Below are 22,476 nucleotides of genomic sequence, written 5' to 3' on the forward strand. Positions count from 1 at the left end.
GCGGCGGTGACCAGACCCGGACCCTGCTTGCGCAGGTACATCACGACGGGCTCGTCGTGCTCACTGCTCACGACGAGCTGCTTGATGTTGAGGATGAGGTCGGTGACGTCTTCCTTGACGCCCGGCACGGTGGTGAACTCGTGCAGGACACCGTCGATCCGGATCGACGTGACGGCCGCGCCCGGGATCGAGGAGAGAAGGGTCCGGCGCAGCGAGTTGCCGAGGGTGTAGCCGAAGCCCGGCTCCAGCGGCTCGATCACGAACCGGGAGCGGAATTCGTCGACGACCTCTTCGGTCAACGAGGGACGCTGAGCGATGAGCATGAAGTATTGCCTCCAGAGTTCGGCGCCCACTATTTGACGCCGTAGATACAGCAAAGGGTAACGGGCGAAACAGTCTCACCTGGTCACCCGGGTCCGGAACTCGCTGCCGGCGGAGCATCTCCCGAGGTGGCGGTCGCCCCGGCACGTGCACTTTGTGATCTCGACCGGCCCTTCCCCGACGGCCTGTTCGCTCTTCCGCTCTCGGCGCGTCGCGCTCGCCGGGCACCCCGCCACCAGTGCCGTAACCTCCCCGAACCCGCGGTAACGGCAAGCAGCCTTGCTGGGCGCTCGGGAGCCCCGTGGGAAGAGGCGATGAACGTGGGTCCGCTGCTGGGCCGGCAGCTGGCCGCCGTCCACGCATCGAAGTACGAGACGATCCGGACCGTCCTCCCGGTCGCGGGCGGAGGCCAGGTTCACACCCACGAGGTCGACGAACCGTCGCCGACGGAGGCGCGTCGCCGGTCTCCTGCCCGCGGCGCTCGCCGGAGCCGTCGCGGGCCGCCTGCCCCAGACCATCCTCACCGCCGCTGTCGCCGGTTTCGCCGCGCTCAGGATGCTGCGTCCCGCCCCGGCGGCCGAGGCCTTGGGGGCGGCGCGGTGCGACCGGTGAAAGGCAGCGGCCAGCCACCGGGGCCGGTCCGGGCGCACTGATCGGCCCGCTGGGGGTGGGGGAGGGGCTGCCGTCGCGGGCCTCGGCTGGTCGGCCATCGGCCCGTTCGTGGGCGCCGCACTCCTGGGCGCGTCGCGTGGGACGGCGAGCGCCTGGCCCTCAAGACGTCGGGCCCCGTGCTGCAGCGCTCCTTCGCGATCGTGCTGCTGGCTGTGGCGGCGTTCATGCTCCTCGACGCCGTCGTCTGAAGCCGTACGCGTCTCTCCGATACGCGAGTTGTGGGTGGGGCGGTTGAGACGAACGGGCTCGCCGCGCGTACGTGACGGCACACGGAAGCCCATCCGGCGGTGGCGTACACCGTCGGGGACAGGAGTCGCACGTGTCGCGCAAGAAGACCCTCAGCCGTAAGAAGAAGGTCGCCCTCATGGTGGGCGCCGCCGCGCTGGTGGCGGGAACCGCGGTGGTGATGACCGGCACGAGCCAGGCCTCGGGAGCGTGTGACGGGCTGGCCACCGCGCTGAGCAACAACGAGAAGTTCATCGCAGGTCAGCGAGCGAATCCCGACGCGCAGTCCGCTGCCCGGATCGCCAATCGGGAAGCGGTGATCGAGGAGATCAGGCGAAAGCAGGCGGCTTCGGGCTGCGACGCGGGCGGGGAAGCGGAGGCCGGGGCGGGCGGCGGCGAAGAGGCCGGTGCGGGCGAGGGTGCCGGGGCCGGTGACGAAGCGGGCGCCGGTGAAGGAGCAGGTGCCGGTGAGGAGCAGGATGCCGGTGGGGACGCCGCTCAGCCGCCGGCGGAGGAGTCCGGTGGCGATGCCTCGGCCACGGCCCCGCCCGGGGACGGCGGAGAGACGGGGGCGGAGGGCGAGGTCGTCTGCGCCGGCTCCACCGTCACGCTGTCCGGCGAGGCCGGCGCGCCCGCCGCTTCCAGCAACGAGTTCCCCGTCGGTACGCAGCTGAAGGTGACGAACCTGGACAACTCCAAGTCCACCACGGTGGAGGTCACTTCGACGTCGGGCAGCTGTGTGCTGCTCAACAACGAGGCGTTCGAGGAGGTGCGCGAGGCCGGGAAGTTCCTGATCCGCGAGGCGCGGATCGAGCGCGTCGGATAGGCGGACCGGGGGACGGGCGGATCAGGGGACCGGTGGACCGGGGTGTGCCCCCACCGGTCCCTTCAGCCGGGCCGTCCGGCAGGCGTGGCGGCGGATCGGTCGTCGCTCGTGTGCGGGTGTGGTCCCCCGCGACGGAGTGGGGCCGCCTACCCTGGACGAGCCGACCCAGTTTCTGTCCCAGGACGAGACGCCACATCCAAACTCCCCGAGCGGCTGGAGATCATGCCGAGCCTCCCCCTGTCACACGTCGGAAGGGTCTCCAAGAAGGACCTGCTGGCCCGGTTCGCCGACGCCGCGCCGCCCGCCACGCCGTCCGCCGAGCCGTTCGGCGCCCCGGGCGGTGGCGCATGAGCGGCCTGCTGCGGATGGAGCGTGACCGGGGCACCGCCACGCTCACGCTCGACGACCCCGACCGCCGCAACGTCCTGTCCGGTGCGCTCGTCGCCGAACTCATCGCGGCCTTCGACGAGTTGGAGAAGGACCCCGACGTCACCTCGGTCGTCCTCACCGGGGCGGGCACGGCCTTCTGCGCCGGGGCCGACCTCACGGACCTCCTGGCGGCGTCCGAGGGCGACACCTCGGGAGTCGAGACGGTCTACGAGTCCTTCCTCCGGGTGGCCCGCTCGCCGCTGCCGACCATCGCCGCCGTCAACGGCCCGGCGGTCGGCGCAGGCCTCAACCTCGCGCTGGCCTGCGACGTGCGGGTGGCCGCCGAATCGGCGTGGTTCGACACCCGTTTCCTCAAGCTCGGGCTGCACCCCGGCGGCGGCCACACCTGGATGCTGAACCGCTTGGTCGGACCCCAGACGGCCGCCGCGATGGTGCTCTTCGGCGAACGCCTGGACGGCGCCGCGGCCACCGCCGCCGGACTGGCCTACCGGTGCGTCCCCGACCCGGATCTGCTCGCCACGGCCCACGCCCTCGCCGCCAGGGCAGGCACGGTCGAACCGGAACTCGTGCGCCGTACCAAGCAGTCGCTGCGGCGCGCGGGCGACGGGCGTGGGCACGACCAGGTGGTGGAGGAGGAAACGCGGGAGCAGCTCTGGTCGCTCTCGCTGCCCGGCACCGCTGAACGCCTGAGCGGGCTCCGGAAGAACCCCAGGGGCTGACCGTCTCGCGCCATCCGGCCGTCGGCGATGGGCCGCCCCTTGCCGTCGGTCGCGATGCCGCTCATCAGGCGGTTCAGGTGCGAGCGCGTCACGGCGTCGAGCCGCTCGTGCCAGTACTGCACCACGGCCAGCAGCAGTTGCTGCTTGTCGCGGAAGCGGTGCGGCAGCCCGGCATGGGTGATCCCGGCATCACGGGCGACGTCGGCCAGCGACGTCTTGCGGTAGCCGTCCTTGCCGAAACGCAGCAGCGCGGCCTCGAGGATCTGGTCGCGCCTGGCCAGCCCTGGCGCGTAGCCGCCGCGCGGCCCTCTTGGTGTCCCGATGGGCCCCACCGTAGCGAGTGCCGTCACCGGCTCCGCCGGGCAGGAAGTGTCGACGTGGCCGCGGCCTTCTTGCACACTGACGGCGGCAGCCTGGGACGGTCGCCGACCGGAACGCACGTCGGGACGGCAAGGCACGTCGGGAGATCGGTGAGGGCGTATTGGACGACTCGCGCGTACATGAGGCGCAGCATGCCGATGCGGCCGGCCGCCGCGGCTCGGAGCCGGGCGCCCGGCCGGTGCTTGGCCGCGCCCTGCAGATCCTCGGTGCGTTCAGCGCGAACTGCCCGGAGCTGACGCTGAGCGAACTGTCCCGCCGGACGGGGCTCCCGGTGTCGACCGTGCATCGGATGCTCGGCGAGCTCACCGCCTGGGGAGCGCTGGAGCGCGGTGACAAGGGGAGTTACCGCGTCGGCCTGCGGCTGTGGGAAGTCGCCTCCCTCGCGCCCCGAGGGCAAGGGCTGCGCGAGCGGGCGCTGCCGTTCCTGGAGGACCTCTCCCAGATCACCCGCGAGAACGTGCAGCTCGCGGTGCGCGAGGGCACCGAGGTCGTCTTCGTCGAGCGCATCGCGGGGTCCGGCGCGGTGCCCGTACTGACGCGTGTCGGGGGGCGTTTCGCCCTCACGGCCACCGGCGTCGGACTCGTGCTGCTGGCGCACGCCCCTGCCGAGGTGCAGGAGCAGGCGCTCGCGGGCCCCTTCGAGCGCTTCACGCCGGGCACGGTCACCGATCCGCGTGAACTGCGCCGCATGCTGGCCGATACGCGGACCAACGGTTACGCGGTCAGCGACCGCCAGGTCACGATGGACGCCCTGTCGGTCGCCGCCCCGGTGCACCGCGGCGGAACGGTGATCGCCTCGGTGTCGCTGGTGGTGCACCGCGGCAGCACCTCCGCGCACGCACTGGCCCGGCTCGTGTGCACGAGCGCCCGGGCGATCTCGCGCGCCATGGTCACGCCGCGGGTCTGAACCGCCCGACCGGCGCCGGCCCCACACCCATCCCTTGAGCAGATGTTTCCCGGCATGCGGAAAGCCCTCTGGTGGGCCGAGGGCGCCAACTCCACGATGGCGCCTTGAACGCCCCGCTCCGAGGCGCTCCGAACGCCCTCTTCCGAAGGGAACATCATGACTGCCTTCGTCCGCGATCAGTGGTACGTCGCCGCCTACGGCCGGGAGGTGGGCCGGGAGTTGCTCGGACGCACCGTACTGAGCGAGCCGATCCTGCTCTACCGCACGCAGGACGGCCGCGCGGTGGCGATGGCGGAGCGCTGTGTGCATCGGCGTTTCCCGCTGTCGCAGGCGCCGACCCGGCTGGACGGCGACCGGGTGGTCTGCGGCTACCACGGTTTCACCTACGGCACCGACGGCGGCTGCGTCTCCGTGCCCGGCCAGCAGCGCATCCCGCGCACGGCACGCCTGAAAACGTACCCGGTGGTCGAACAGGACTCCTTCGTATGGGTGTGGATAGGCGACCGCGAGCCCGGGGACACCCTGCCGCCCCGCGCTCCGTGGATGGACGCGCCCGAGTACACCGTCGTGTCGGGCATGGAGCCGATCGACGGCGACTACGGCCTGCTGGTCGACAACCTCATGGACCTCTCCCACGAGACGTACCTGCACGGCGGCTACATCGGCACCCCCGAGGTGGCCGACACCCCCATCACCACGGAGGTCGACGACACGGCCGGGATCATCCGCGTGAGCCGACACATGGACGACGCCCAGTGCCCTCCGTTCTACGCCAAGTCCACCGGCATCGCGGGCCGGATCAGCCGCTGGCAGGACATCGAGTACCACGCGCCCTGTCTCTACCTGCTCCACTCGCGCATCGCGCCCGTCGGCGCTCCCCAGCCGCATCCGGACGGCAGCGACCCGCACGCCTTCCACGTGGAGGTCGTCTACGGCATCACTCCCTCGACGGAGAAGACGACGTACGACTTCTGGGCGGTGGCCCGCGACTTCGCCCTCGACGACCAGGACGTCACCGAATTCCTGCGCGCCAGCAACCACACGGTGGTCATGCAGGACGTGGTGGCCCTCAACGTCCTGCAGAAGTCCCTGGACACCGAGCCGGACGGCTACCAGGAGCTGAGCATCAACATCGACACGGGCGGCCTCGCCGCCCGCCGGATTCTCGCCCGCCTGGCCCAGGGGGACACCGCGGCCCAGGACCGGGCGGTGGCCCGGTGATCCCGCCGCACCCGCCCGTCCTCTCCGGGCAGGGCGTCCACCGCATCCACTGGGTGCTCGGCACCGACCGGCTGCTGGCCGCCTGCCACTGCGGTGCGCGGCGGGAGTTCGAGGATCCGGTGGAGCTGTGGGACTGGCTGCTGGGTCACCCCGATGGCCATCGTCCCGGCCCCGCACCGGAGTTCACCCCCGCTCCTGTTCCTGCTCCTGTTCCCGCTCTTGCTCCTGCGCCCGTGAAGGGGGAGTCCTCGTGACCAGCACGACCTTTCCGGGCGGCGGGGGCGAACTCGACCTGACCCTGGTGCGCAAGGAGCACCTCGCCGAGGGCGTCGTCCGGCTCAGCCTGGCCCACCCCTCCGGCGGGCGGCTGCCCGCCTGGAGCCCCGGCGCCCACATCGACCTGGTCCTCGGCCCCGGCCTCGTACGGCAGTACTCGCTGTGCGGAGACCCGGGGGACACCTCCCTCCTCCAAGTGGCCGTGCTGCGCGAGGCGGAGAGCCGGGGCGGCTCCCGGCACGTGCACGACACGCTGGCCGAAGGCGACACGGTCCGGGTCGGCGGACCCCGCAACCGCTTCCAACTGGTCGACTCCGAGCGCTACTTGTTCATCGCCGGCGGCATCGGCATCACTCCCGTCCTGCCGATGATCGACGCCGCCGAGCGGCGGGGAGCCGACTGGCGGTTGGTGTACGGCGGGCGCAGCCGCGCCACCATGGCCTTCGCCGGGCAGCTCGCCGTGGACCATCCCCGCCGGGTGGAGCTGTGCCCCCAGGACGAGAGGGGTCTCCTGGACCTGGACGGGCTGCTCGGCAGTCCCGCCGCGGGCACGCTCGTCTACTGCTGCGGTCCCGAGCCCCTGCTCGACGCGGTGGAGCGGCGGTGCGCCACCTGGCCCGACGGCGCGCTGCACGTCGAGCGATTCACGCCGAAGACGAAGACGAAGTCGCAGGCGCGGGCGGACGACGGCGAAGGCCCTTCGGTCGTCTCCTTCGAGGTCGGGCCCGCCTCCTTCGAGGTCGAGCTCTCCCACAGCGGTGTGACGGTGACCGTCCCGCCGGACAAGTCCGTCCTCCAGAGCGTCGAGGAGGCCGGCGTACAGGTCCTGTCCTCGTGCCGGGAGGGCACCTGTGGCACCTGCGAGACCCCGGTCCTGGACGGCGTCGTGGACCACCGCGACTCCCTCCTCACCCCCGCCGAACAGGCTCGCAACGACACGATGTTCATCTGCGTATCGCGTGCCGCCGGTCCGCGCCTCGTCCTGGATCTGTGACACCGGCGGATCTCACCCGCCCGGTGAAGGGCCCGCGGTCGCGGCGACGATGTAACCCCCAAGCCAAGCGCCCACTGGCTCGGCAACATCGCCCGCAGCATGCACCTCACCGGGTGGCAGTCATTTCCCAAGTGGCGCTGTGTTGTGGGGAGTTGGTGGATTGAGGGCGGGGAGCAGATGAGTGGCGTCTTGGTCTATACCAGGCACCCCTGTCCCAGTATCCTCATCCGTGGCCACTAGCACACCATCCCCCCACCCAGGTTGCGTGCCGGTGCGGGCCGCACCCCGTCCACGTCTGCCCCGAGCAGCCGGGTGACCCCCTCTTCGCCGCCTCCAGGAGGATCACGGTGAACGTTCGCACCAGAAGCTCGGCGATCATCGCCACCATCTGTCTCGTCGCTTCCCTCGCCCTGACCGCGGCGTCCGCCGACGAGCCCGCCGCCCCACGCGAGGTTCCGAAGGTCGCGCTCACGAAGGTGACCACGGCCGCGAATCCGACCGCCGGTGCCGCAGGGCCCGGCGGCACCGTCTGGGTGGCCGAACGCGCGGGCACCGTAAGGGTCTTGAGCCCCAAGGGCTTGAGCAAGCCCGTCCTCGACATATCCAAGGAGACCACCACCGACGGTGAACGCGGGCTGCTCGGCATCGCGTTCGACAAGAAGTTCGCGCACCTGTACATCTCGTTCACGAACCTCGAAGGCACCAGCACCGTGGACGAGTTCGCCGTGCGGCACGGCAAGATCAGGACCGAGACCCGGCGCACCGTCATCACCCAGACGCAGCCCTATCCGAACCACAACGGCGGCGACATCAAGTTCGGCCCCGACGGCTACCTCTACATAGCGCTCGGCGACGGCGGTTCGGGCGGTGACCCGCACGGCAACGGGCAGAACCTCGACACACTGCTCGGCAAGCTCCTGCGGATCGACCCGAGGGGCGGCAAGCCGTACGCGATCCCGTCGGACAACCCCTTCGTGGGCGACCCGAAGGCCAAGGACGAGATCTGGGCGTACGGGCTGCGCAACCCGTGGCGGTTCTCCTTCGACGCGGGCACGGGCGACCTGCTGATCGGCGACGTCGGCCAGAGCGCGTGGGAGGAGATCGACTGGGCCCCGGCCGCCAGCAAGGGCGGCGAGAACTACGGCTGGTCCCAGATGGAGGGCAGCCATCCCTTCCGGGGCGGCACGGAGCCCGCGAACCACGTGCCGCCGGTCCACGAGTACGACCGCACCGGGCTCGGCTGCTCGGTGACCGGCGGATACGTCTACCGGGGCAAGGCGATCCCGGCCCTCAAGGGTCAGTACGTGTTCAGCGACTACTGCGACGGCACCATCCGCGCCCTGCGGATGGAGAACGGCAAGGTGACCGGCGCCAGCGACCTCGGAGTCAACGGCGGCGAGGTCATCTCCTTCATGCAGGGCGGCAGGGGCGAGCTGTACGTGCTCGACATCGGCGGCAGCATCTTCCGCATCGACCCGGCGTGACGACCGGTTCGACTACTGGTTCGACGACAGCTTCGTCGGCTGGTGCGCTCAGGAGCGCACCAGCCGAGGCGCGAGATAGGGCGCGGTGGCGCTGCGCTTCGATCTGGCGACCTTCGCGGGTGTGCCCTTGGCGACCACCCGGCCGCCCGCGTCGCCGCCGCCCGGTCCGAGGTCGATGACCCAGTCGGCGGTGGCGATCGTGTCGAGGTCGTGCTCGACCAGGACGACCGTGTTGTCGGCGTCGACGAGTCGGTGCAGTTGTCGCAGCAGCAGCGCGATGTCCGCTGGGTGCAGGCCCGCGGTCGGCTCGTCGAGCAGGTAGAGCGCATGGCCGCGCCGGGCCCGCTGGAGTTCGGTGGCGAGCTTGATGCGCTGGGCCTCGCCGCCGCTGAGTTCCGTCGCGGGCTGGCCCAGGCGAAGGTATCCAAGGCCCACCTCCCGGAGCGTTTCGAGGCTTCGGGCCGCGGCGGGAACGTCCACGAGGAACACGGCGGCCTCGTCGACGGACATCGCGAGCACGTCCGCGATGTGCTTGCCGCGGTAGGTCACTTCGAGTGTCTCGGCGTTGTACCGCGCGCCGTGGCACGCCGGGCAGGGGGAGTAGGTCCCGGGCAGGAACAGCAATTCGACCGCGACGAACCCCTCGCCCTGGCACGTCTCGCACCGCCCCTCGGCGACGTTGAAGGAGAAGCGGCCTGGCGTGTAGCCGCGCGCCCTCGCCTCGTCCGTCGCCGCGTACAGCTTGCGTACGGCGTCGAACATCCCCGTGTACGTCGCCAGGTTGGAGCGGGGCGTGCGGCCGATGGGCCGCTGGTCGACCCGCACGAGCCGGTCGAACGATTCGACCCCGGCCGCGTCCCGCACGTCGATCTCCAGCTCCGCCTCGCCCTCGCCGGGTTCGCCGGGTTCGTCGGGCTCTTCGGGCGCGAGGCCGAGGTGGTTGCGCACGACTTCGGCGAGCACCTGCGTGACCAGCGTCGACTTCCCGGACCCGGATACGCCGGTCACCGCCGTCAGCACGCGCAGCGGTACGTCGACGGACACGTCCCGCAGGTTGTGGCGGGAGACACCGCGCAGGTGCAGCCAGCCCTGCGGCGCGCGGGGGCTGTGCGCGGGCTGCTGGGCGCGTCCGAACAGGTAGTCGCCGGTGGCCGACTCCGCGACCTCTTCCAGGCCGGCGACCGGACCGCTGTACAAGACCCGTCCGCCGGCCTCACCGGCGCCGGGCCCGATGTCGACGACCCAGTCCGCCCGTCGTACGACGTCCATGTCGTGCTCCACGACGAACAGCGAGTTGCCCGAGGCCTTCAGCCGGTCCAGCACGTCGAGCAGCGGCTCCGCGTCGGCGGGGTGCAGGCCCGCGGACGGCTCGTCGAGCACGTAGACGACGCCGAACAGGCCCGAGCGCAACTGGGTGGCGATCCGCAGGCGCTGTGCCTCGCCGGGCGAGAGCGTCGTCGAGCGGCGGCCGAGGCTGAGGTAGCCGAGGCCTAGGTCGAGCAGCACCTCGACGCGTGCGACCACGTCGGCGCAGATCCGCACCGCGGCCTCGGTGCTCTCCCCGGACCGGGCGCTCGCCGTGGCGGCCGGTGCTTTCGGCGGTTTCGCGACGGGCCGCAGCAGGGCCGCGACCTCGGCGAGCGGCAGCGCGTTCACCTCGGCGACGGAGCGGCCCGCGAAGGTGACCGCGAGCGCCTCGGGCCGCAGGCCGCTGCCCGAGCACGCGGGGCAGGGCACGCCCTGTACGAACCGCATCGCACGGTCACGCATCCGCTGGCTCTTGGAGTCGGCCAGGACGTGCATGACGTGCTTGCGGGCGCTCCAGAACTTCCCGTAGTAGCCGTAGTCGACACGGCCCGGCTCGGGCTCGACGAGGACGGAAGGCTGCTCGTCGGTGTAGAGCAGCCATTCCCTGTCCTTCTTCTTGAGCCTGCGCCAGGGTCTGTCGATGTCGATGCCGAGACCGCTCACGATGCTGCGCAGGTTCGCGCCCTGCCAGGCACCCGGCCAGCCCGCGATCGCGCCGTCCCGGATGCTCAGCGACGGGTCCGGCACGAGCAGTTGCTCGGTGACGTCGTGCACGGCGCCCAGGCCGTGGCACTGGGGGCAGGCGCCGGCCGAGGTGTTGGGCGAGAACGCCTCGGCCTCCAGCCGTTCGGCGCCCGGCGGGTAGGTGCCGGCACGGGAGTAGAGGATGCGCAGCAGGTTGGACAGAGTGGTGAGCGTGCCCACCGTCGACCGCGAACTGGGCGCACCGCGGCGCTGCTGAAGGGCCACGGCGGGCGGCAGCCCGGTGATCTCTTCCACGTGCGGTGCGCCGACCTGCTGAAGCAGCCGACGGGCGTAGGGCGCGACCGACTCGAAGTACCGGCGCTGGGCCTCGGCGTAGAGCGTGCCGAAGGCGAGCGAGGACTTGCCCGAGCCGGAGACGCCGGTGAAGGCGACCATCGCGTCCCGCGGAATGTCCACGTCCACGTTGTTCAGATTGTGCTCGTTGGCCCCCCGGACCCGCACGCAGGGGGAAGCCGCGTTTTCTTCCATGGCATGTGCTTAACCGTTCGCGGCCATCGCGTTCGGTCGCCACGCGAATGAGCCGTCACATCTTCGGTATCAGGTCTTCGGTACCAGGGCCGTTTCAATGGCGTGGGGCGGGTCAGTCGACGGTGACCACCACCGAGTGCCGTCCGCTGGCCCCGTCGGGCACGGTGCGGGTCCGCTTCTCGGTCTGGACCTCGCCCGTGCGGTCGGTCGCCCGCACGGTGAGCGTGTGGCCGCCCGAGGTGGCCTTCCAGGGAAAGGACCACTGGCGCCAGGTGTCCCGGGTGTCCTCGGCGGCGAGATCCGCCTGCTGCCAGCGCCCGTCGTCGACGCGTACTTCCACCTTGTCGATGCCGCGGTGCTGGGCCCAGGCGACCCCGGCGACCATCACGGTGCCCGCCTGGGGGCGGGCGAAGGGCTTGGGTGTGTCGATCCGGGACTGGGTCTTGACCGGGGCCTCGCGGGCCCAGTCCCGCTTCACCCAATAGGGGTCGTAGTCGTCGAACGTGGTCAGCTCGATGTCCTCGATCCACTTGCAGGCGGACACGAACCCGTACAGGCCGGGGACCACCATGCGTACGGGGAAACCGTGCGCGAAGGGCAGCGGCTCGCCGTTCATGCCGAGGGCGAGCATCGCGTCGCGGCCGTCCATGACGTCCTCGACCGGGCTGCCGATGGTCATCCCGTCCACGGACCGCGCGACCAGCTGGTCCGCGGGCCCGCCCTTCGACGGCGGCCGCACGCCGCACTGCGCCAGGAGATCCGCCAGCCGTACGCCGATCCACCGGGCGTTGCCCACGTACGGGCCGCCCACCTCGTTCGAGACGCAGGCCAGCGTGATGTTCCGCTCGATGAGCGGCATGCCCAGCAGGTCCGCGAAGGAGACGGTCGTCTCGCGCGTGACCCCCTTGCCGTGGATGCGCAGCCGCCATGAGGTCGCGTCGACCTTGGGGACCACCAGCGCGGTGTCGACCCGGTAGAAGTCCTGATTGGGCGTCATGTACGGGCTGATGCCCTTGACCCGCAGCGCCGCGCCCTTGGGCACGGTCGAGGCTGCCGATGCGGGGGCGGGCAGTCTGATCTGATCGCGGGAGGCGACGGCGCTCTGCCCCTGCGCGCCGTTCAGCGAGCGGCCGAGCAGGCCGACGCCCGTGGAAGCGGCTGCCGCGGCCGTCGCAGCGAGGACGAATCCCCGCCGGTCCCAGCCGCCCGTCGCCTCGTCGTGAGCCGGACTTTCGAGTGACCTGGGTGACCTGAGTGTCCTGGGTGACCGCAGGCGTCCGACGAGGCAATAGAGAAGCCCCGCTCCGACCAGGGCGCCGGCCACCGACGGCAGCGCGTCCGCGACGCTCGTGGAGTCGGGCCGGTTCGTCGCGGCCAGGCCGCCGACCACGCCGAACAGGAGGACTCCCGCCGAGCCGATACGGCGGTGCCGGGCCGCCAGTGCTCCGAGGGCGAGCGCGAGAAGGGTGAGGACGGCGAGGATGCCGAGCTGGAGGACGAGCTTGTCCTCCGTCCCGAAGTTCCGGATCGCCCAGTCCTTCACCGCGGTCGGGGTGCGGTCGATCGCGGCCCCGCCCACCGCGATCACGGGGCTGGACTCGGGGCGTACCGCGGCGGACACGAGCTCGGCCGTCGCCAGCGCGGCGTAACCGGCCAGAAGGCCGCTCAAGGCGCCGAGCCCGACTGGGCGCCATACGCCTTCGCGCCTCGATGTTTTCACTTCTTCGCTCACATCGGGTTATCCGGAGCGGGGGCGGGTGCGGATTGGTCCGCCAAGCCCGTTTCAATCTTTCACGAGGCGCCGGACGTTGTCGATGCTTCCGCAGTCCGCGTCGAGGTGCCTGGCGCGCTCCTTGGTGAAGGCGGCGCCCAGTTCCTCGCGGCGTTCCATGGCCACGTTCTCGCGTGCGCCGTTGAGGATCGTCCGCTCCTCCTCGTCGGTGTGGTGGGCCACGGCCTCGACGAGTTTCTCCAGCTTCTCGTCCCAGTCGTCGGAGCCGACTTCGTCCACCTCCAGGAGGGCCAGCAGCGCCTCGTTGCCCTCCTCGTGCTCCTCGACGCCGTGTTCGACCTCGTCGTTGTCGATGTCGCGGTAGCGCCTGAGCGCGGGGTAGACCTCGGCCTCCTCCGCGAGTGCGTGCGCGACGAGCAGACCGGCGAATTTCTTCAGCGCATCGGCCCGCTCGGCTTCCACGCTGCGCATCTGGCGGAACAGGTCCTCCATCCGCCGGTGGTCGTCGAGGATCAGTTCTACGACGTCGGTTGCCGTTGCCTTGTCCGGCATGGTGGGGCTCCTTCTCAGCGGGGCGGACGGGCTCAGTGCGGTGGGTGCCCTCGTAGAGATACGTAGCGTGCGCACCGGCCCATGAGGTGCCCCGTGTACCCGGCCATCGCGTGTGTCACTCCTGCGGCCTACCGGATGCGCGCGGCGGCTGTCAGCAGGTCACCGGCGCCGGCAGGTCACCGTGAGGCGTGAGGGGCGGCGCCGCGAGGGACGCCGGCGGCCGGTTCGGCGGCCAGGGCGATGTGGGCGGTGACGCGCTTGCCGGCCGGTTCGAGGTGGACGTGGAACTTCTGGGCGACGGCCATGACGATCTCCAGGCCGTGCCCGCCGATTCTGTGCGGGTCCTCGGAGCGGGCGACGGGCCGGACGCGGGCGCTGTCGTGCACGGTCACCGCCACCGCGGCGTCCTCGATGCACAGCTCCATCAGCATGGGCCCGGGGGCGTACTTGCGGGCATTGGTGACCAGCTCGCTCACCACCAGTTGGGTGAGGTCCATCGCGCGGGCGGAGACGGCCACGTTCTCGTCCACCTGGGCGCGGGTGAGGAAGTCGATCGCGAGGTGGCGTGCCTCGGCGATGGAGGCGTCCCCGCCGTTCAAGGGCACGGCTACGCCCATGGTGCGAGCTCTCGACGGCCCCGCGCCGTCAATGCCGGCTGACTCCATTTCTTCTCCACCTTCGTCCCCGTTGTCTGCGCTCACCTACCCTGCTGGACGCGTCGCATACTGTTCTGGGTTGGATCGATAATCCGTTCGAGCAAGACCGCCCGTACCGCCAGGCAGGTTTCCGGTGTCTGCTCGGGCCCGCGCCGCACCAGCGAGTGCAGTCCAGAACATGGTGACAGACCCCCGCCCGCGCCGAGGAAGCGCCGAGGAAGCGCCGAGGAAGCGCTGAGGAAGCGGTGAGCGGGGATTCTGCGAGGATATCCCGCATGGCTGTTCGGAGCAGGAACCACGTGACGGTGTCCGGTCGGGCCGGGGGACCGGTGGTGCTGCTCGCGCACGGGTTCGGATGCGACCAGAACATGTGGCGGCTGGTGGCGCCGCTCCTGGAGCGCGACTACACCGTGGTGCTGTTCGACCACGTGGGGGCCGGGCGCTCGGACCTGTCGGCGTGGAGCGAGGAACGCTATTCCTCGCTGGAGGGCTACGTACAGGACGTGCTGGAGATATGCCGTGACCTCGCGCTCGGCCCGGTGACGTTCGTGGGGCACTCGGTGAGCGCGATGATGGGCGTCCTGGCAGCGGCGCGGCAACCGGAGGCATTCGCCGGTCTGGTGCTGCTCGCCCCTTCGCCGTGCTTCATCGACGATCCGGCCACCGGCTACCGCGGCGGGTTCAGCGCCGAGGACATCGACGAGCTCCTCGGCTCACTGGATGCGAACTACCTGGGCTGGTCGGGCGCCATGGCTCCGGTGATCATGGGCAATCCCGAGCGGCCGGAGCTGGGCGAGGAACTGACCAACAGCTTCTGCAGCACCGATCCGGAGATCGCCCGCGTCTTCGCCCGGGTCACCTTCCTGTCCGACAACCGCGACGACCTCGCCGAGGTCAGCGTCCCCGCCCTGGTCGCGCAGTGTTCCAGCGACGCGATCGCGCCCCCGGAGGTCGGAGCCTTCGTGCAGGCCCAGATCCCCGGCAGCCGTCTCGTCACCCTGAACGCGACCGGGCACTGCCCCCAGCTCGCCGCGCCGGAGGAGACGGCCGCCGCGATCACCGACTTCGTCGAAGCCACACGATGATGTCCAGGACCAGCGACGGCGGGAGCGGCGAGCACCCGGACCCCGAGGAGCTGCCCGGAGGCGACCACGCGGCGTTCTCCGCACTCCTGGAGGACAGCGTCGAGGACCTGTACGAGCACGCGCCGTGCGGTTACCTCTCCACGCTGCTCGACGGCACCATCGCCAAGATCAACCTGACGCTGCTGGACTGGCTCGGCTACGCCCACGACGACCTGGTGGGCCGCAGGACGTTCGCCGACCTGCTGACGGTGGGCGGCCGGCTCTACCACGAGACGCACTTCGCCCCGCTGCTGCGCATGCAGGGCGAGATCAGCGAGATCGCCCTGGAGCTCAGGGCCGCCGACGGCAGCCGGCTGCCCGTCCTGGTGACCTCCACGGTCAAGACCGGCGGCGACGGCCAGCCGCTGCTGATCCGCACCACGGTCTTCGACGCCCGCGACCGCCGCGCCTACGAGACCGAGCTGCTGCGCGCCCGTCAGGAAGCAGAGCGCGAACGCGAGGAACTCAAGCGGCTCAACGCCGCCCTCCAGCAGACCCTGCTGCCCCCGGCGCTGGTGAGCGTGCCCGGCCTGGAAGTGGCCGCGCACTACCACATCGCCTCCGCCGACAAGGTCGGCGGCGACTTCTACGACCTCTTCCCCCTCGCCGAGGGGACATGGGGGCTGTTCCTGGGCGACGTGTGCGGCAAGGGTGCCGCCGCCGCGGCCGTCACCTCCCTGGCCCGCTACACGCTGCGGGCCGCCGCCGTCTACGACCCCGACCCGGCCGCCGTCCTGAGCAACCTCAACACGGTCCTCAACCACGAGTACAACGGCGAGGACCCGCGGTTCTGCACCGTCATCTTCGGACTGCTCACCCCCGACACCGACCAGGGCGGCTTCCGCGTCACGCTGGCCAGCGGCGGCCACCCCCCGGCCCTGCTGATGCGCACGGACGGAAGCGCCGACTACCTGCCCACCCCAGGGGGCCAGCTCATCGGCGTCCTGCCCGACGCCCACATCGCCACCACCGCCGTCCGTCTCACGGCGGGCGACACCCTGCTGCTGCACACCGACGGCCTCACCGAAGCCCACACGGCTTCGAACAGCGACGACGACCGCTACGGGGACGAGGCCCTCCTCGACTTCGCCCAGACGCTGGCACCGGCCACCGCGTCCGGCGCCGTCGCAGCGATCCGTGACCTGCTCGACACCTTCGGCACCGGAGTCGATGACGACACCGCCGTCCTCGCCATCAGCGTGCCCCGACCCACCAGTGAAGAGCAGCAGTGACTGAGCTCGCCATCCATACCCGAACCACCGCCGCCGGGCCCGTCGTCGAACTGGCCGGCGAACTCGACTACGACAGCTGCTCCCAGCTGCGCGAACTCCTGCCCAAGCTGACCCTGCGGGCAGACCAGCAGCTCGTCGTCGACCTGACCGGCATCACCTTCTGCGACTCGAGCGGCATCTCCGCCCTGATCGCCGCCCGCAACCACGCCCTGGCCGCCCGGGCGGACATCGCCCTGGCCGCGGTCCCCGGCCACATCAGCCGCATCCTCGGCATGGTCGGGCTGGACCGGGTCTTCCCCACCCACCCCACCGCGCAAGCGGCCGAAGCGGCCTGGACACCCGCCGCGCCCCACCCCTGACACACCGTGCGGCGGTCCGTCAGGCGATGCGCGGGCTGTACCCGCGGCCGATCCGGCAGATCTCCGCCAGCGGGTAGGGCGTCTGCCGGTGCTCGCGCTGAAGCCTGCGGAAGAACGTGGCCATCACCGCGGTGAGCGGCGCGTGCCGGGCGACGATCGCCGCGACCGCCGCCGGGACTCCTGTGGGGTGCTCGCCCTGGGCAAAAGCGCGAATCCGCGCCTCGCGATCGTCTCTCTCGTCCCCGTACACGGCGGTGACCAGCCAGTTCACCAGATAGGTGAGCGCGTAGACGCGGTCGTACGTCCGGTGCCGGTCGAAGAAGTCCGCCTCCTGCGGCGACAGTGCGAAGCGGGAGGACATCGCGAGGCCGTAGTCCGCGAAGTAGAGCCGCCGGCCGTCGGTGAGGATGTTCTCGAAGTGGGCGTCGAAGTGCAGGAGGCCGCTGGCGTTCATGAACGCGGTTGCGGTTTCCAGGTCCCTCTCCACCATGGCGCAGGCCCGCTCGGCCGCCTCGCCGCCGGTGCCCAGCTGCTCGCCCAGCCACTGGTGCAGGTTCTGCGGGACGTACTCCAGGAACAGCGCGACGCTCGCCGAGGACCGCTGGAGCCCCTCGATCCGGCTGCGCACCTGCGATCCGCCGCCCCAGAAGGCCACCGCCCGTTCGGTGTCGGCCAGTTCAGCGGGCAGTGTGGAGTCGCGCGGCGGCGCGGAGTCCGGCAGCACCCGCCAGTGGTGCATCAGGGGAAACCCCTCGTGGTCTCCCGCGATCACCCAGTCCGTCGTCATGGTGTGCACGGCGAGTTCCCGCCAGGCCCCGAAGCCGGGACTGCCGATGCCGTACTGGCAGAAGAGGGGAAGGCCGAACAGGTTGGCCGTGGAGCCGACGTTCTCCGGTCGCCTCTCCAGATCGGTGAGGGGCACCCGCTTCACGAAGACCGGGGTCCCGGCGACGTCCAGCAGGGCCGACGTGCCGCCGATGCCGGAACCGAGCGGTGCGGCCGTCTCCACGAGCGCGAGCAGGGCCCGGTCATCGTGCCGGGCCAGCGCGGTGGAGACGGCCTCATGGGCGGCGAGGCGCGAACCGTGCGCCATGTCGGGGCATTTCACCCAGGCCTCCATGGGGACCGGGTCTGTTCGGTGCTCTAGCCGGCCGCGGACCGCAGAGCCGCCAGGGCCCGGTCCGCGTGGGCGCTCATCCGGAACTCGCTGCGCACCACCTCGAGGACGCGGCGGTCGGTCCCGATGACGAAGGTGACCCGTTTGGTCGGCAGGGGGCCGAAGCCGCGTGCCACGCCGAACTGCCCGCGCACCTGGCCCTGCGGATCGGACAGCAGCGGGAACCCGAGCGTGTGCAGCCCCGCGAACTCGCGCTGGCGCTCGACGGCGTCCGAACTGATCCCCACCGGCTTGGCGCCCACCGCCGCGAACTCCGCCGCCAGGTCCCGGAAGTGGCATGCCTCCGAGGTGCAGCCGGGTGTCATCGCGGCCGGATAGAAGAACACCACCACCGGGCCATCGGACAGGAGCGAGGTGAGGGACGTGGGCGTGCCCGTCTCGTCGGGCAGCGTGAAGTCATCGACGAGGGAGCCGACTTGGATCCGGGTCATCGCCGCGCTCCCCGGCAGGGGCGGAGGCAGGCGGACGAAGGAAGGAGCGGACCAGGGGGACGGGCAGACACGGGGTCTCCTCACGGCTCGGCGTCACAAGGCAGGGTGGCACGCGATACTACTTGGCGGTAAGAAGGGACGCTCCCGGGCTGGTTCACCCAGAGCGGTGGAGGAACCGAGGGACGGATCACCCGAGTGAGGAGCGGCCCCGGACCTCACCGGCCGGCTCCGTCCCGCGAACGACCGCGACCCCCGCGTCGAGGTCCACCGTCGTGCGGTGCGGTGGCGCCCCGTCGTCCTCGCCGTCCGGCATCACCAGTGCCGACTGCCGTTCCTTGAGCTCGTTCTGCTTCCCCGGCGAGAAGCTCGCGTGGAGCTGCTCGAAACCCGTCGCCGATATCTGGCCCTGCCGGGCGCTGTTGCGCCACGGCAGCAGTCCGGCGCGGCCTGCACGGAGAAACAGCTGGTCGGCGAAGGCCACGACGGTCAGCAGGATGACAAGGCCGGGCAGGGTCATGAAGAAGACGAACTCCATGGCCCCAGTATCCGTGTCCGGACCGGGGCCGACGAGGCCCGAACGAGCCCCTGGGGCGGCCCTGGCGCCCCAGGGGCAGCTTCAACTACCGCGCACGGCGCGCACGGCACGAACCGCCGTCACGCCGCTTGAGAGTGCCCGGCGCCGTCGTCCCCGCGGGTGGCCTCCGAGCGGACGCGGGCGCAGCTGGTGGTGATGAGGCGGGAGACGTGCATCTGGGAGATGCCGAGCTCCTCCGCGATCCGGCTCTGCGTCATGTCCTCGAAGAAGCGCAGGTACAAGATGGTCCGCTCACGCTCCGGCAGCCGCCGCAGACCTGCCTTGGCGGCCTCCCGGTCGGTGATGCAGTCGTAGGCCGGGTCGGGCGCCCCCAGGGTGTCGGCCAGGCTGAATCCGTCCGGGTCGGCGGACGATATCTCGGCGTCCAGGGACAGGGCGCTGTAGCTGGTCATGGCCTCCATCCCGTCGCGGACCTCGTCCTCGGTCAGCCCCGCGTGCCCGGCGATCTCCGCGATGCCGGGTTCGGTGGCGCTTCCCGGCCGCTCCAGGAGATCGCGGCGCGCGACCCGGACCTTGTTGCGCAGATCCTGGACGCGCCGGGGCACGCGTACGTCCCACATGCGGTCGCGGAAGTGGCGCCGCAGTTCGCCGGTGATGGTGGGCACTGCGTAGCTCTCGAAGGCCCCGCGCTCGGGCTCGTACCGGTTGACGGCCTTGATCAGGCCCATCGCGGCGACCTGACGCAGGTCTTCGATGGTTTCGCCCTTGTTGCGGAACCGGCTGGCCAGTCTGTGTGCCATCGGCAGCCATGCGGTCACGATCTCCTCGCACAGCAGGTCGTGCTCGGGGCCGTCATCGAGCGCGGCCAGGTGGGTGGCGGCCGCCTTGGTGTCGGGGGCGTCGTCGTGGATGTGCCTGGTCGCCGTGCGGCGAGGGGAGGAGGGTGCGGCGAGATCGGTAAGCATCTGGAATCGCTCCTCAGCGGTGGGCCAACAAGGGACCGCGAGAAACGGGGTGACCCCGGAGCCGGACATCCGGCGGGAGTGAACACACCGCTCCCCGCGAATGCGCCTCCGGTCCGAAGCACGAACTCCGCCTGCCCCTCGACTCGGAGAGGAAACAACCACCAGGTACGCGGATTGCCCCGGCGCTGTCAAAGAAGGCCCGTGAAGGCCCGCGAAGGCCCGCGGCAGGGCGTTCGCCGCGCCCATGAGCCATGTATCGCCCGGTACTTCCCGGGTACCTGAGCGCACGTACCGGCAGGGGGCCCGGCTCGCTGCCGCGGCGTCTCCGGGCGAGCCCGGAGAAGGCGCCCGTGCCGGTCCGCCGACGTGCGGCCCGCGCGGCCACGACGAATCATGAGGACGCGGCACCGGGCGAACCCGCTGGTGAGCGAGACGAGGAAGACGAGGAAGGGGCATCACATGCCTGCTGGATCGAACAAGAAGCGTGAACGCCAGTACGAGCACATCAAGGAGAGCGCCGAGGACCGCGGCACCTCGCCCGAGCGGGCGAAGGAGATCGCCGCCCGGACGGTCAACAAGGAGCGGGCCCGCTCGGGTGAGTCGAAGACGGCCGGCAAGACGTCGACGCGGGACAAGAAGTCGGCGTACGAGCGAGGCGGCGAGCGCTCGCACAGCGGCGCGCAGGGCCCGACGAAGGATCAGCTGTACGCCGAGGCCAAGAAGAAGAACATCGAGGGCCGCTCGTCCATGAACAAGCAGGAGCTCAAGAAGGCACTCGGCCGCTGACGGTGCCGCCGGCCGGGCGATGTTCACCTGACGCGCTACGCATGCCGAGGAACGGATGGGGCACACGTGACGCGGGGTGCGAAGCGTCGGAACGGCCTCGGACGCTTGGCTTCGTCGATCGGCCGCATTGGGGTGCGGCCGATCGACGGCCTTCCTCGGCGGCCGGCCGTGGGCCGGCCGGGGCGTCAGCTCAGGGCGTCGGCCGACAGCAGTGAGTCGTCGGCGGGGCGGGCGCCGGGCAGCTGATGGCTCGCGGCCACCACGGCGGCGTCGATGTCGCTGGTGCCGGTGGCCAGGCACAGGCTGTAGGCCACGTCTTCGTACTCCTGCCGACTCGCGGCGCCTCCCCGGTCGGCGCGCAGCACGGCCAGGGCCTTGTAGCGCTCCACCAGGTCCCGCAGGACGACGGGGTGTGCCAGCAGCATGAAATTCTTCTCCAGGGTATGACTCAGTCGGCCTCGGGGCGCTGTCGGCGCCCCGAGGCCCACGAACGGTGATCCATCAGGTGATCCATCAGCGGGCGTACCCGCTGGACGAGTTGAGGCGGCCGACGGCTATACGCTCGCGGCCGGTTCATCGCGGAAGGCTGTGATCAGCTGCTCCTCCGCGGCGATCAGCGCTGCTTCGGCGGTGTGGGTGCCGGTGGAGACGCACAGCGTGTAGGTGACGTCCTCCAGCTGGCGCCGGATCTCCTGGGTGCCCTGTTCGGCCTGCAGAACCGTGAGCGTGCCGTACTGCTCAACGAGGTCACGCAGTATCGCGGGGTGAGCCATCAGCACGGTGTTTCTCCTTCTCGCTTCTCGGTGTCGCGATGTCTCGTCTTCCCGACGGGTCGGGTGCCGCGGATGCCGGCGTCAGGCCAGCATTCCGGTGCGGAGCTTGGTGAGGGTCCCGGTCAGGAGGCGGGAGATGTGCATCTGGGAGAAGCCGAGTTCGGCTCCGATCTGCGACTGCGTCATCTCCTGGCCGAAGCGCATCTCGATGATGCGGCGCTCCCGCTCGTCGAGTTCGTCCAGCAGCGGTGCCAGGGTGTGCAGGTTCTCCACCGTCTCCATGGCGGGGTCGGGACCGCCCATCACGTCGGCCAGGGTGCGCGTCGGGGCGGACGCGCTCTCGCCGCCGTCGGTGGGCGCCTCCAGGGAACCGGCGGTGTAGCCGTTCGAGGCGACGATGCCGTCTATGACCTCTTCCTCGGTGATGGAGAGGTGCTCGGCGAGCTCCTTGACGGTCGGGTCGTGGTCGAGACGGGCGGAGAGCTCCTCCTTCGCCTTGGCGAGTTCCACGCGCAGCTCCTGGAGCCGGCGCGGTACGTGCACGGCCCAGGTGGTGTCACGGAAGAACCGCTTGATCTCACCGAGGATGTACGGGACGGCAAAGGTGGCGAACTCGACCTCACGGCTGAGGTCGAACCGGTCGATGGCCTTGATGAGGCCGATGGTGCCGACCTGGATGATCTCTTCCATGTCGCCGTTGCCCCGGTTGCGGAACCGGCGGGCCGCGAACTGCACGAGGGTCAGGTTCATCTCGATAAGGGTGTTGCGTGCGTATTGGTACTCGTGCGTGCCCTCTTCCAAGGTCTGCAGCCGGTCGAAGAACAGCTTCGACAGCGCGCGGGCGTCCTTCGGGGCCACCTTGTCCGTGTCCTCGATCCAGGGCAGCGCACCCTCGACGGCGGACGCGTCGCCCAAGTCCGGAGCATCGTCCAAGTTTCGCGTCTCCTCCAAGACCGACGCCTCGTCCTCTCGCCCGGTCTCAACAGCTTGTTCAGAGATCAGTGACATGTCTCTACCTCCCCTGGTGGTACGACTTCCTCGTACGGCCCCTGCCCCGCCTCGGGGGAGGCATGTGCGTTGACCCAATTTTTCTTGCTGTGGGGAAATAGTTGCCGCCGTGCATCGTACGATGTGGGAGGTTGCCCGGCTCCAGCCAGGCATTCGCCCATACCTGACAGCCCCAGCCACCGGAGTGAC

23 protein-coding genes and 2 pseudogenes are annotated in these 22,476 nt (G+C 70.7%); 12 read left to right on the forward strand and 13 right to left on the reverse strand.

What is annotated here, in order from left to right; all coding sequences use genetic code 11:
- Positions 1-323: pseudogene (locus ACZ6ZP_RS24525) on the reverse strand (DNA-directed RNA polymerase subunit alpha); the annotation flags it as partial.
- A gap of 989 nt (positions 324-1,312) precedes the next feature.
- Here ACZ6ZP_RS24525 and ACZ6ZP_RS24530 point away from each other — a divergent pair.
- The 3 genes from ACZ6ZP_RS24530 (at position 1,313) to ACZ6ZP_RS24540 (ending at position 3,153) form a co-directional block, all read left to right on the forward strand.
- The gene (locus tag ACZ6ZP_RS24530; RefSeq protein ID WP_469408396.1) at positions 1,313-2,044 is read left to right on the forward strand and encodes an RlpA-like double-psi beta-barrel domain-containing protein; all 732 of its coding nucleotides are present in this window, start codon (positions 1,313-1,315) and stop codon (positions 2,042-2,044) included.
- A 222-nt stretch (positions 2,045-2,266) separates the two neighbouring features.
- Positions 2,267-2,395 (forward strand): hypothetical protein, encoded by a 129-nt coding sequence (locus ACZ6ZP_RS24535; protein ID WP_361474243.1) that lies wholly within the window; start codon positions 2,267-2,269, stop codon positions 2,393-2,395.
- Positions 2,392-3,153 carry an enoyl-CoA hydratase gene (locus ACZ6ZP_RS24540; protein WP_351169660.1) on the forward strand — a complete coding sequence of 254 codons (762 nt, stop codon included), beginning with the start codon at positions 2,392-2,394 and terminating at the stop codon, positions 3,151-3,153. Before ACZ6ZP_RS24535 ends, ACZ6ZP_RS24540 begins: the two co-directional genes overlap by 4 nt.
- A gap of 134 nt (positions 3,154-3,287) precedes the next feature.
- Here ACZ6ZP_RS24540 and ACZ6ZP_RS24545 read toward each other — a convergent pair.
- Positions 3,288-3,611 (reverse strand): annotated as a pseudogene (locus ACZ6ZP_RS24545) (TetR/AcrR family transcriptional regulator); the annotation flags it as partial.
- Between the two features lie 23 nt (positions 3,612-3,634).
- Here ACZ6ZP_RS24545 and ACZ6ZP_RS24550 point away from each other — a divergent pair.
- From ACZ6ZP_RS24550 to ACZ6ZP_RS24570, 5 genes are all read left to right on the forward strand, one after another.
- A complete protein-coding gene (locus ACZ6ZP_RS24550) occupies positions 3,635-4,441 on the forward strand; it encodes an IclR family transcriptional regulator (RefSeq protein WP_361474240.1) in 807 nt (268 codons plus the stop codon).
- Positions 4,442-4,597: 156 nt separating this feature from the next.
- Positions 4,598-5,662 carry an aromatic ring-hydroxylating dioxygenase subunit alpha gene (locus ACZ6ZP_RS24555; RefSeq protein ID WP_361474237.1) on the forward strand — a complete coding sequence of 355 codons (1,065 nt, stop codon included), beginning with the start codon at positions 4,598-4,600 and terminating at the stop codon, positions 5,660-5,662.
- Positions 5,659-5,916, forward strand: a complete 258-nt coding sequence (locus ACZ6ZP_RS24560) for a hypothetical protein (protein WP_469408399.1) — start codon at positions 5,659-5,661, stop codon at positions 5,914-5,916. Before ACZ6ZP_RS24555 ends, ACZ6ZP_RS24560 begins: the two co-directional genes overlap by 4 nt.
- The gene (locus ACZ6ZP_RS24565; protein ID WP_399981953.1) at positions 5,913-6,932 is read left to right on the forward strand and encodes a PDR/VanB family oxidoreductase; all 1,020 of its coding nucleotides are present in this window, start codon (positions 5,913-5,915) and stop codon (positions 6,930-6,932) included. Before ACZ6ZP_RS24560 ends, ACZ6ZP_RS24565 begins: the two co-directional genes overlap by 4 nt.
- Positions 6,933-7,279: 347 nt before the next feature.
- Positions 7,280-8,416 (forward strand): PQQ-dependent sugar dehydrogenase, encoded by a 1,137-nt coding sequence (locus tag ACZ6ZP_RS24570; RefSeq protein ID WP_366465168.1) that lies wholly within the window; start codon positions 7,280-7,282, stop codon positions 8,414-8,416.
- A 48-nt stretch (positions 8,417-8,464) separates the two neighbouring features.
- Here the strand turns inward: ACZ6ZP_RS24570 and uvrA are convergent, their stop codons facing one another.
- The 4 genes from uvrA to ACZ6ZP_RS24590 all read right to left on the reverse strand — a co-directional run bounded on the left by uvrA (position 8,465) and on the right by ACZ6ZP_RS24590 (position 13,858).
- Positions 8,465-10,957, reverse strand: coding sequence for an excinuclease ABC subunit UvrA (gene uvrA, locus ACZ6ZP_RS24575; protein ID WP_469408400.1), 2,493 nt, complete (start codon positions 10,955-10,957; stop codon positions 8,465-8,467).
- 112 nt (positions 10,958-11,069) lie between these two features.
- On the reverse strand, positions 11,070-12,689 hold the full coding sequence (locus ACZ6ZP_RS24580; RefSeq protein WP_469408401.1) for a molybdopterin-dependent oxidoreductase: 1,620 nt from the start codon (positions 12,687-12,689) through the stop codon (positions 11,070-11,072).
- Between the two features lie 51 nt (positions 12,690-12,740).
- A complete protein-coding gene (locus ACZ6ZP_RS24585; protein WP_351169636.1) occupies positions 12,741-13,241 on the reverse strand; it encodes a hemerythrin domain-containing protein in 501 nt (166 codons plus the stop codon).
- A gap of 176 nt (positions 13,242-13,417) precedes the next feature.
- Positions 13,418-13,858 (reverse strand): ATP-binding protein, encoded by a 441-nt coding sequence (locus ACZ6ZP_RS24590; RefSeq protein WP_351169633.1) that lies wholly within the window; start codon positions 13,856-13,858, stop codon positions 13,418-13,420.
- Positions 13,859-14,172: 314 nt separating this feature from the next.
- On the opposite strand from ACZ6ZP_RS24590, the gene ACZ6ZP_RS24595 reads away from it, so the two are divergent.
- The 3 genes from ACZ6ZP_RS24595 to ACZ6ZP_RS24605 are packed head-to-tail and all read left to right on the forward strand — an operon-like array spanning position 14,173 to position 16,612.
- A complete protein-coding gene (locus ACZ6ZP_RS24595) occupies positions 14,173-14,982 on the forward strand; it encodes an alpha/beta fold hydrolase (protein ID WP_469408402.1) in 810 nt (269 codons plus the stop codon).
- Positions 14,982-16,253 carry a SpoIIE family protein phosphatase gene (locus ACZ6ZP_RS24600; RefSeq protein WP_361474215.1) on the forward strand — a complete coding sequence of 424 codons (1,272 nt, stop codon included), beginning with the start codon at positions 14,982-14,984 and terminating at the stop codon, positions 16,251-16,253. The genes ACZ6ZP_RS24595 and ACZ6ZP_RS24600 overlap by 1 nt, the downstream gene beginning before the upstream one ends.
- Complete coding sequence (locus ACZ6ZP_RS24605; protein ID WP_351169624.1) at positions 16,250-16,612, forward strand: STAS domain-containing protein; 363 nt, start codon at positions 16,250-16,252, stop codon at positions 16,610-16,612. Before ACZ6ZP_RS24600 ends, ACZ6ZP_RS24605 begins: the two co-directional genes overlap by 4 nt.
- A gap of 19 nt (positions 16,613-16,631) precedes the next feature.
- Here ACZ6ZP_RS24605 and ACZ6ZP_RS24610 read toward each other — a convergent pair whose 3' ends face one another.
- From ACZ6ZP_RS24610 to ACZ6ZP_RS24625, 4 genes are all read right to left on the reverse strand, one after another.
- Entirely contained in the window at positions 16,632-17,705 is a 1,074-nt protein-coding gene (locus tag ACZ6ZP_RS24610; RefSeq protein WP_469408403.1) for a protein kinase family protein, read from the reverse strand.
- Positions 17,706-17,755: 50 nt separating this feature from the next.
- Entirely contained in the window at positions 17,756-18,220 is a 465-nt protein-coding gene (locus ACZ6ZP_RS24615) for a peroxiredoxin (RefSeq protein ID WP_469408404.1), read from the reverse strand.
- A 187-nt stretch (positions 18,221-18,407) separates the two neighbouring features.
- Positions 18,408-18,755, reverse strand: a complete 348-nt coding sequence (locus ACZ6ZP_RS24620; protein ID WP_469408406.1) for a DUF6191 domain-containing protein — start codon at positions 18,753-18,755, stop codon at positions 18,408-18,410.
- Positions 18,756-18,874: 119 nt separating this feature from the next.
- Entirely contained in the window at positions 18,875-19,720 is an 846-nt protein-coding gene (locus ACZ6ZP_RS24625; RefSeq protein ID WP_469408407.1) for a SigB/SigF/SigG family RNA polymerase sigma factor, read from the reverse strand.
- A 459-nt stretch (positions 19,721-20,179) separates the two neighbouring features.
- On the opposite strand from ACZ6ZP_RS24625, the gene ACZ6ZP_RS24630 reads away from it, so the two are divergent.
- Positions 20,180-20,506, forward strand: coding sequence for a plasmid stabilization protein (locus ACZ6ZP_RS24630; protein ID WP_351169610.1), 327 nt, complete (start codon positions 20,180-20,182; stop codon positions 20,504-20,506).
- Positions 20,507-20,691: 185 nt separating this feature from the next.
- Here the strand turns inward: ACZ6ZP_RS24630 and ACZ6ZP_RS24635 are convergent, their stop codons facing one another.
- The 3 genes from ACZ6ZP_RS24635 to ACZ6ZP_RS24645 form a co-directional block, all read right to left on the reverse strand.
- Positions 20,692-20,931, reverse strand: a complete 240-nt coding sequence (locus tag ACZ6ZP_RS24635) for a DUF5133 domain-containing protein (RefSeq protein ID WP_351169607.1) — start codon at positions 20,929-20,931, stop codon at positions 20,692-20,694.
- Between the two features lie 129 nt (positions 20,932-21,060).
- Positions 21,061-21,279, reverse strand: coding sequence for a DUF5133 domain-containing protein (locus ACZ6ZP_RS24640; RefSeq protein WP_351169678.1), 219 nt, complete (start codon positions 21,277-21,279; stop codon positions 21,061-21,063).
- 81 nt (positions 21,280-21,360) lie between these two features.
- A complete protein-coding gene (locus ACZ6ZP_RS24645) occupies positions 21,361-22,287 on the reverse strand; it encodes an RNA polymerase sigma factor SigF (protein WP_383826078.1) in 927 nt (308 codons plus the stop codon).
- Positions 22,288-22,476: the final 189 nt, after the last annotated feature.

The sequence above is a fragment of the Streptomyces sp. NPDC054047 genome (assembly GCF_055585065.1).